The sequence below is a fragment of the Thermogutta sp. genome (assembly GCF_014359955.1).
In the GTDB taxonomy this organism is placed as follows: Bacteria; Planctomycetota; Planctomycetia; order Pirellulales; family Thermoguttaceae; genus Thermogutta.
Genome location: NZ_JACIYL010000150.1, coordinates 1 through 7,441, shown reverse-complemented (window position 1 = coordinate 7,441; position 7,441 = coordinate 1). Strand labels below are relative to the sequence as shown.

Below are 7,441 nucleotides of genomic sequence, written 5' to 3'. Positions count from 1 at the left end.
CCGGTGAAATCGGAACAGCCGCGGCCTTCTCGCCGTGATGAAAAAAGACCTTTTTCTCGGAAAAAAATCCGCGAGATAGTCAACACCATCTCGCGGGGCATTCTCTTCAACCAAGACCAGAATGTCAGCGCTTTGTACGACTGTCGCTTTGCAAGTCTTGGGTTACCCAGGACCACGCGGACGTCTCCCACAACGGCTCAGCGGTCATTGTGGTCCGCCTGCCGGTCCGCCGGACCCAGCGGTGATCACGCAGAGGTCGTCTGCTCGACGGGTTGACCACCTCGTTTGGCCCAGTAGGCACGCTCCCGATTGAGCCGCTTTTGCATCTGATCGGGACGCCGTTCGCGGAGCCGCACGGCTTTGCCCACCCGATCGCGGAGGAAGTACAGTTTTGCCCGACGCACGATGGCCGTCCGTTTCACCTCGATTTTGGCGATTCGAGGGGAATGGAGCGGGAACTTTCGTTCCACACCTTCGCCCTGGACAATCCGTCGCACCGTGAACATTTCCCGCGTACCACTTCCGCTGCGGGCGATGACCACACCGCTGAAGATCTGAATGCGCTCGTTATTGCCTTCGATAATCCGGCAGTGAACGTCCACCGTATCCCCCACTTCAAAATAGGGGATATCCGTTTTCAAGCAGGGTTGCTCAACCGCCTTTAACAGTTCACCCTTGTTCATGGCAGGCCTCTGATTCAAGCTTGACAACCTTTTTCTGATTCCTTCCGGCTTTCGGTGGCAGAGCTTTCAGGGCATGTTCCTGCGTCGCCACACTTGCCAAGCGAATTTTTCGAAACTTTTTCGTCCCGTGTACTCTCTCCCAACCTGAGAGTCGTTGAACCCTCCAGCAAATCGCGGCGTCGTTCTTCCGTCCGCCGCCGCCGATCCATCAGCCGCCATCGTTCGATTGCCCGGTGGTTACCGCTGAGCAGTACGGCCGGGACTTCGTAGCCCCGATAACACCTCGGCCGGGTGTACTGGGCGTGGTCCAGCAATCTGTCAGGACCGGAAAACGAGTCCTGGCGACTGCTTTCTTCGTCTCCCAGCACTCCGGGGACGAGACGGATCACGGCGTCGATGACCACCATGGCCGCCACCTCGCCCCCATTGAGCACATAATCCCCGATGGAAATCTCATCGGGTTTCAAAATGAGTCGGATTCTTTCGTCAAATCCCTCGTACCGCCCACACAAAAGCAACAGCCGCGGATGCTGCGCCAGTTCCTCCACGACCGCCTGATTGAGTTTTCGTCCCTGGGGCGTCAGCATGACCAGGTGGCCCGGCTCATTGGCCATCGCCTGGACTGCCTCGACGCACTCCACAACGGGCGGCGCCATGAGCACCATCCCCGGCCCGCCCCCAAATGGTCGATCATCTACCTTGTGGTGTTTCTTGTCGTGACTCCAATCGCGGATATTGTGGAGATGGATCTCCACCAGCCCCCGCTCGATCGCTTTTTTCAGGACGCTTTGCCCGAGGTAGCTGTGAAATATCTCCGGGAACAGCGTCAGGACATCAATCCGCATGGATCACTCAGCGGACGCCTCTTCGGCGGTTTCAGCCTCGGCAGCGCGGGCGGCCTCTTCAAGGGCTTTCCTGGCGGCCTTCTTCTGCTCCGCCAGGACCAACGCGTGCTCAGCCGCTGCCTTGCGGGCTGCCTGCATCTGCCGCAGTTTCTCCACGGCTTCCCGCTGCTTTTCCAGATGGGTACCGTTCGGACCGTATTTTTTCAACAGGATTTTTACCTTTTCGCTGGGTTGTGCCCCCACGCTCAACCAGTACTGAACCCGCTCCAGGTTGAGCGTGACCCGCGCGTCCGTCAACGGAATCATCGGATCATAAGTTCCCAACACCTCGATCACGCGACCGTCCCGCGGCGCCCGGGCATCTGTGGCGCAGATGCGGAAAAAGGGACGGTGCTTTCGGCCACATCTTTTCATGCGGATACGAACGGCCACGGACTCACTCTCCCTCTCTTAGTTACGATTGAGTGTACGCGAGTTAGCTGCAAATTTTCGGCCTACAAATTGTGTACACGATGGCTGATGCCCCACAGTCTTCCCCCAAACGACCAGACCACCAGTCCCGCACCTGGCGCGGTCATGAGGGCGACAAACGGGGAGGGCAAAAATTTAAGTGTGCCAGATGCGGTGGGTTCTTTCAATAGGGAGCCCGGTTGCCCCGTCCCCACTTCGGTATTGCTGTGGCGATTCATGAACGGCCCCTACTGCAGGGGTGATTCGCGAGCCGGCCCGACCGATGCCTGACTGGTCCGCTCGTCATTGTCGCGCTGGTCCACCGCCTGTTGCCGGAAGTCCCGCCGCGGATAGCAGCCCATTTCAGCAATCCCCGAGGCGCGTTTCTTGCGCCGCGAAATTGGATCCGCTGGAAGCCGTTGCAGAAACCCGGCGTTTCCGAATACCTTCATCGCCACATGGTGGGACTGTTCCATTCCATCAGGACGTTCGGTCGGCCCTCCGCCGTCTGGGGATAGCCCACCACTTCATTAGGGATAACAGGCTTGGAGTTCTCAAGTTCGGCGGGCGTCGCGCCGCATCCACAGCCCTGGGATTGCTGCCCCGCGGTGGAGGGGAGAGCCTGAGCGGCGAGCGGCGAAGACACCGGAGAGGGGCGCCAACCGGACACGTCGACAAGAGGGGGATTCGCTGGATCGTACTGGGGCGCATTCACCAGCGCACCAGCGGCCGGTTGTCCCGCACCGGGCGAAGATTCCGCCACGGATGCCCCCACTTCGAGCGGGGAGGCTGCCAGTTGCTGGTAGAGGGAAGGCACAACCGCAGGCGATGAGCCTTTCGCCCGCCATTCGGAGGTGGAACCGCCGATGTTCGCCGCCACGAGTGTGGCCTCCGGTGCCGACGGAACAGATGCCGGAGAAAGCTGAGGGAACCCCCGGGCAACCCAGTCCACCCAGCTTAACTGGAGTCGGCCCAGGTCCTGGTAGGGATAATGTCTCGCCAGGGCGGCATCCCAATTGTTGTCCTTCAGACCGTCTTCCAGGAACTGAATGAACTTACGATGGCCGCCCTGCTGGATGAGGAACTCGGCGAGGGTGTATCCCTGGGCGTAGAGCGGCATGATGTCCTGGGGGTATTCTTCCATGGCGAACATGTGACGGAAGGGAATTCCCCGCCGGGTGCGGAGAAATTCGAGGAGCATGCGACGATGCTTTTCCCTCTCGCTGATGTGCTCCACCGTGGTGGCGGCTCCCTCGTCTGCCCATCGGGGCAGAGGCTGCCGGAAGTGGCTGGCCAGGATCATATGGGTGATCTCGTGAGGAAGCACGGAATCAAGCAGACGTTCCCGGGGCCCCTGGATCGTCATTTTCCAGCCATACACCTCTCCCCGATCGAAAACGAACGTCGTCGCCCCCCCGGCTCCAAGGTTCGGTCCCACGTGAACGGTTACCGGGCACGGGCGAGACCAATCGGGCAGCGTGTGCCCCAGCCACAATTGCGCCAGCTCTTTCCGATATTTTTCTGCCGCTTCACCCAGCTCACGCGCAAGCTGGGGGTCCTGGCACTGGATGATGAAATTCGGGGTGGGATAGGACGCCCCCGCCGCGGTCGCAACGACGAGAAGGACGCACGCAAGACGGGACAGTCGAGCTTCCATGCTCCACGGCTCTCCTTTTGAAGGAAATCCATTTCCGCATACGGCAGAAGACCGGGCAAATAGGGGCTGTCATCCGACGGGCATGAGCATCCCACCATTTCTGCCAGTTTCTGCCGCAGTAAACCAGCGCGTCCCGCCCAATCTAGCACGCCGGGCAAAATCCGCAAAGACCAATTTTGCTTGTCCGTCGTGCCCGGTGAAACGTGATGCATGTGTGGTGTTGCAAAGCGGACCTGACAGGCACGTCCCGCCGGAATTTTTTCGGAGGGGCACGCTTGTCGTGCCCGCAGAAACGCGACCGATCGTCCGATCCTGACGAGCGGACGTGACAACCACGTCCCTCCGATGTGTCGGAGGGGCACGCCTGTCGTGCCCGGCGAAGCGGCATGGGTCATCAATCGGCGTTCATCGGACCCGACAAGCGGGTCCCTCCGAATATGGACCTGACAGGCAGGTCCCTCCGAAGTAGGCTCCGCGAAAGAGGTGCCGCCGGGTTGAATCTCGCCGCCCCGCGACGTTGTGGGGAGGTCGGCCTCCCCACCGCCAGAGGAAAGGGGGAGGCGTCAGCGCAGTCGTTTCTGGCAGTCTTTTCGAAGAAAACCGCAAATCCCGCGAATTTGATCAAAGCCACAGAATCGGAACGCCGATAATCTTGACGCCCAGGGGGGACACAGAGGGTTGCGCCGGCGGGAACGCTGGCAGGTGCCTTTTTTGGAGTCGATCCGGAGAAAAGCCCCTATGCCACGCACACATCTCCGCGTTTACTACGGCCCTCAGGAAGACGAGGCTCCGGCCCAACAAAACAACATCTCTTCCCTGGTGAACGTGCGGCTGGGCGAAATTCTGCCCCTTCTGGTGGATGCCGTTCGCTGCCAGCGGACCTGGCTGAAAGATTTCGAACAGGAAGAAATCACGATCTCCCTGGATCTTTACGAGGTCCTCCTGGCCTACCAGTATTACCGCCGACCATCCGCCTGAACACGTTCCCGCGTGACAGACCGTCGGATTCGCGTCTTCCAGGTCGCGATGGATGGAGGCCCGGTTCCACCCAGGCCAACGGACACGGTGGGACGCGCCGCTTTAACCGACGACGCAAAAACCGTAAGGGACGGCATGGCCGCCGTCCCTCCAGAAGGCGAAAGCCGTTCCTCGAATGGACACGGGGGAACGCGTCCCCCTCGAGCAAAAACGCTCGAATAAACTCCAGGATCGGGTTCTCTCCGACCGATCACCCCGACTGCATTCCGCCCAAGGAACCCGCAGGTCGGGGTCTTGCGGTTTTTTCCCGCACGGGGACATGCGCCTTATCGCTGGAAGACGCGTCGGATTTCGGGTCGTAGTCCGGGAAAGCGGTCCATAAATTCCGCTCGATGCTTTTCCAGGGCCGCCTGTTTTTCTTCAAAAACATCGTGCGGGAAGAGTTTCTCCGGATGGAAAAGGATGGAATCAACCAGGCGGACCGCAGTGGGCACATGGAGTTTGGTCCGGGGGGAATAGACCCACTCATCCAGACCGCCGCGAAGGATGGAGTCCAGAATGCCCATCGTGTCCTGAAGGCGGATGTCGCGCATCGATTCCCCCTCTCCAACGAAGCCGGTGTTCAGAAGGTAGCACTGGATGTGCGGATTTTCCTTGAGGATATCGTAAAACAGGTTGGCGTGCTCCGCGCGGTTACCCGCCACAAAAGGATCGTAAAAGAACACGTTTTTGATCTTGCCCGCCTGAGTGGGGTCACCGGCCGAGGATTCCATGGACTGTCCCAGCACCATGAACGCGGCGGCCTCCTCTTGAGTTAATTTGGCAACCGCGGGAATGGTACTTCCCCGGGTGATGAGGAACAGGTTATCGACACGATCCGCGTTGATGGTCTGCGCAGCGTGCATAAAATCGCGGCGCTCCACCACCGCCCGGCCGTTGGACGTCCGCTCCATATTGAAAAAGTCAATCGTCCCGTCGGGTTCGATCCACACGTTTTCCAGGAATGTCTCCCGTTTGAGGCACGCATAATAGGCCTCAAGTTGATCGCCAGGGTTCAGGCCATCCGTTTTGATGAAAATTCCCCCGGGCTCGAACCCGCGGAATGAGCCATCGCGATACAGGGCGCCCCCATCATCCTGGATGAGCCAGGACCGTTCCCGACCTTTTCGTGCCAGCACTTTGCAGGTGGTGCTCGTCTTGCCGTTGGCGCTGAGGGCGGCGAACAGGGAGCAGACGGTGCGATATCCGCCGTGGGGTGTTTCCAGGGTGTCCCGCCGGCATCCCACGTGCAAAAAGATCGCGTTGCCTTTTTGCTTTACCCGCCAGTCCTCACCGGCGAAAACGCCTTTTTTCCACTCGCCGAAATAATTGCTGTTCCTGACGATCTTCACCATCCGTCCATCGGGGGAGTGGGCGAGGCGAATGGTGATGTCTTTTTCCGGGAGTTTTTTGTGTTTATTGGTCTCGAAGGCCTCGTCCGTAAACATGATGACCTGGTAAGTGGGATCGTCCGTGCTGGTGGGCTTGAATAGCTTGAGCCCTGCGTAGGCTACGTGGGCATACCTTCGGGGAACGATGAGTCTGGCGGTAATTCCTTCCGTACCGTCGCCGACCTGCACATCGATGCTCACCAGTTCCTGCTGGGCCAGCCGGCGCTTGGCCGCCTCGAGAAGCTCGTACTCGTCTTTGCCGAACTTCGTGTCGACATTGTTCTTGGTGAACATCGCGGCCCGCGATGTCGGCTCCGAGTCCACCTCCAGGCTGCCGTAGCGGGTTTCGCGGACCTCGGGTTCTTCGAGAGCCATCGCGCGGAGTCGCGCTGTATCGGGATTGCGGATCAGCCTTCCTTCCTGCTGCGCCTGCTCGAAAATGGTACGCGCTGCCTGCAAGAATTCTTCAAACATAAAGATCCTCCCGGAAAATGAAACAAAAACTCCCCCCGTCGGCTCGCTTGAGCCTTATTTTTAAGCTAATCGCTGGTCTTTAAAACTGCCAGCCCCCGTCCATGTCCGCCGGCCACAAATCGCCGATGCATCGCCCCCGACAAATGCCAAGTCATCCCCATTTTGGCCACAAGCTGTGACAGGCCACGAGCGCAACGTGGTGTCGGGGCCATCCATGAATAGCCCCTGCCGGGGACCCTGGTTGTGCCACGAGATGGGAAACGTCGTTCGGAGGGGCACGCTTGTCGTGCCCGGTGAGGGGGATGGGTCATCAATCGGTGTGCATCGGACCCGACAAGCGGGTCCCTCCGAAAGGTCCCTCCATATGCGGTAGGGGCAATTCATGAATTGCCCCTACCAGAACGCGAGTGAATTGGGGTGGATCATCCAAGGTTGACAAGCGGACCTGACAAGCAGGTTCCTCCGGAGTTTTTTCGGAGGGGCACGCTTGTTGTGCCCGTGAAAGGAAATAGATGGATCGAACGGTAGATGGCAGACGTGACAAGCACGTCCCTCCGAGAGCGGACCTGACAAGGAGGTCCCTCCGGCTGAGGCAAATTACTGTGGACGTTCGCACCCAGCGCCAGAGGAAACGCGGGGATGTGTCAGCGCCAACTGGCGATAGTCGCCGGCCGGACCCATTCTCTACAATATTGGTTTTCTAGGCTCTTTGCGGACTGGAGCGATCCCGTGAAACGATGGATCAAGATTTTCCTCATGGCACTTGGGGGAGCCTTCCTTGCGGGGCTGATCCTTTTTCAGATCCTGTTAATCCTGGCCGCACGGGCGCCCGACTTTTATCTCGAAAAAGTCCAGCTCGATCCGGTTCAGGCCAGCCAGATGAGCGATCAACTCCTCCAGAAGACGACGGCTCTGGCCGGACAG

General features: G+C 59.4%; 6 protein-coding genes and 1 pseudogene. 2 read left to right on the top strand and 5 right to left on the bottom strand.

Features of this window, described 5'->3' with window-relative positions:
* Nucleotides 1–335 precede the first annotated feature (335 nt).
* The 4 genes and pseudogenes from rplS to H5U08_RS06660 all read right to left on the bottom strand — a co-directional run.
* Nucleotides 336–683: pseudogene (gene rplS, locus H5U08_RS06675) on the bottom strand (50S ribosomal protein L19); the annotation flags it as partial.
* Between the two features lie 14 nt (nt 684–697).
* On the bottom strand, nt 698–1,528 hold the full coding sequence (gene trmD / locus H5U08_RS06670) for a tRNA (guanosine(37)-N1)-methyltransferase TrmD (protein WP_297031480.1): 831 nt from the start codon (nt 1,526–1,528) through the stop codon (nt 698–700).
* Nucleotides 1,529–1,531: 3 nt separating this feature from the next.
* Complete coding sequence (gene rpsP, locus H5U08_RS06665; RefSeq protein WP_297031478.1) at nt 1,532–1,960, bottom strand: 30S ribosomal protein S16; 429 nt, start codon at nt 1,958–1,960, stop codon at nt 1,532–1,534.
* A gap of 466 nt (nt 1,961–2,426) precedes the next feature.
* Nucleotides 2,427–3,635 carry a hypothetical protein gene (locus tag H5U08_RS06660; RefSeq protein ID WP_297031476.1) on the bottom strand — a complete coding sequence of 403 codons (1,209 nt, stop codon included), beginning with the start codon at nt 3,633–3,635 and terminating at the stop codon, nt 2,427–2,429.
* A 738-nt stretch (nt 3,636–4,373) separates the two neighbouring features.
* Here H5U08_RS06660 and H5U08_RS06655 point away from each other — a divergent pair.
* Nucleotides 4,374–4,613 carry a hypothetical protein gene (locus tag H5U08_RS06655; RefSeq protein WP_297031474.1) on the top strand — a complete coding sequence of 80 codons (240 nt, stop codon included), beginning with the start codon at nt 4,374–4,376 and terminating at the stop codon, nt 4,611–4,613.
* A 326-nt stretch (nt 4,614–4,939) separates the two neighbouring features.
* Here the strand turns inward: H5U08_RS06655 and H5U08_RS06650 are convergent, their stop codons facing one another.
* Nucleotides 4,940–6,517 (bottom strand): phosphoenolpyruvate carboxykinase, encoded by a 1,578-nt coding sequence (locus H5U08_RS06650; RefSeq protein ID WP_297031472.1) that lies wholly within the window; start codon nt 6,515–6,517, stop codon nt 4,940–4,942.
* Between the two features lie 729 nt (nt 6,518–7,246).
* Between H5U08_RS06650 and H5U08_RS06645 the strand changes: the two genes are divergently transcribed.
* Nucleotides 7,247–7,441 (top strand): hypothetical protein (locus H5U08_RS06645; protein ID WP_297031471.1); only part of this gene is annotated, 195 nt, incomplete at its 3' end.